This is a genomic window from Aliterella sp. E5.1 (assembly GCF_057473825.1).
The window spans coordinates 1-1,081 of sequence record NZ_JBYCCV010000507.1 but is presented as its reverse complement, the minus strand read 5'-3'; the positions used below and the strand labels follow the sequence as shown (position 1 = coordinate 1,081).

Below are 1,081 nucleotides of genomic sequence, written 5' to 3'. Positions count from 1 at the left end.
TATCTCTGGTGCTACACCTCCAGCTTTCAAATAAGTCTCTAGCTTCTCCCGAAATATTGCTCTTTCTGCCTGATTTTGCTTAGATTCTAAGCTGTACTTCGCCCAAATGTAAACGTAGTTTTTTTTTTTGCAATATTCTACTAATTTGTTTACTGCTTAATTTAATTCCCGTCTGCTGTTGTAGATAAGTTGATAATCTTTCTCCTGTCCATCTGCCAAATTCATACCCAAATTCTGACGGCGCTTTTTCTACTACTTCTAGTAATAATTCAATATATTGCTCTGTAGCTTTTCGGTAATTACCTTGCTGTCGTTTATCTTTCAAGCTATCCAGATTGTCTGGGTCTCCATGTACGCACCAGTGCGCTACAGTTCGATACCCACAACCAATAAAATTAGCAATATCCTCATAGGTCTTACCATCATGAGCGAAGTAATAGAATCAGGGCGTGTTCTCTCAATCTTGGAGAATCGTTGGAGCGCACTAGGATTTGCAATCTCTCCTTCTGTTCAAAATTTAGAAATCCTTTCGCAGGCATTGCTCCCTCCACCCTTGGTTTTAAAATTCTATTTTATGCTTTTTATATGTCTATCAGCTTAGTAGAGGTAGACAAATTTTCATGGTTTGAATCAAGCCATGCTCAATGGTACAACGATGACCAAGGTACCGATTAGAAAGAACTGTTCCAGCTAGATCGCGTACGACCTGATGCACCTCGACTAAAATACGCCCAGAATCCTCCTGGTGAAAGGAAATTGGCTCATCGTGCGGATGGATGACGGACCATTGCCTCGTCCAGTAAGCGCGAACTGCTTGATGTCCATGGACATAACCGCCTTCCATCCCGTTCGGCAGAGCCACATCAGAAGTCATGGTGGCGAGGGCGGCATCAGTGTCTCGCACGTTAAAGGCAGCGTACGCCGCGCGTAGCAGTTCAATTTCCGGTGCAGATTTATAGAACCCATTTGACATCTCTAAAAGGCGGCAAGTCGCTTAATCATTAACCTGACGAAGCAGAGATTGAGCTTCGTGGTGGCATTGGTCAAGGTGCGCTCAAAGTTCTTAACGAGGATCTTACAT

Annotated in this window: 2 protein-coding genes and 1 pseudogene; all 3 read right to left on the bottom strand. The window is 43.4% G+C overall.

What is annotated here, in order from left to right:
• Positions 1 to 79: 79 nt before the first annotated feature.
• Positions 80 to 325, bottom strand: a complete 246-nt coding sequence (locus AC2VE5_RS28625; RefSeq protein ID WP_486890893.1) for a helix-turn-helix domain-containing protein — start codon at positions 323 to 325, stop codon at positions 80 to 82.
• Between the two features lie 267 nt (positions 326 to 592).
• Positions 593 to 973 (bottom strand): nuclear transport factor 2 family protein, encoded by a 381-nt coding sequence (locus AC2VE5_RS28620; RefSeq protein ID WP_486890892.1) that lies wholly within the window; start codon positions 971 to 973, stop codon positions 593 to 595.
• A gap of 2 nt (positions 974 to 975) precedes the next feature.
• Positions 976 to 1,081 (bottom strand): annotated as a pseudogene (locus tag AC2VE5_RS28615) (transposase); the annotation flags it as partial.

Excerpts from the sequence above, each read along its gene's own strand:
- AC2VE5_RS28620 (WP_486890892.1), bottom strand. The coding sequence starts at position 973 with ATGTCAAATGGGTTCTATAAATCTGCACCGGAAATTGAACTGCTACGC.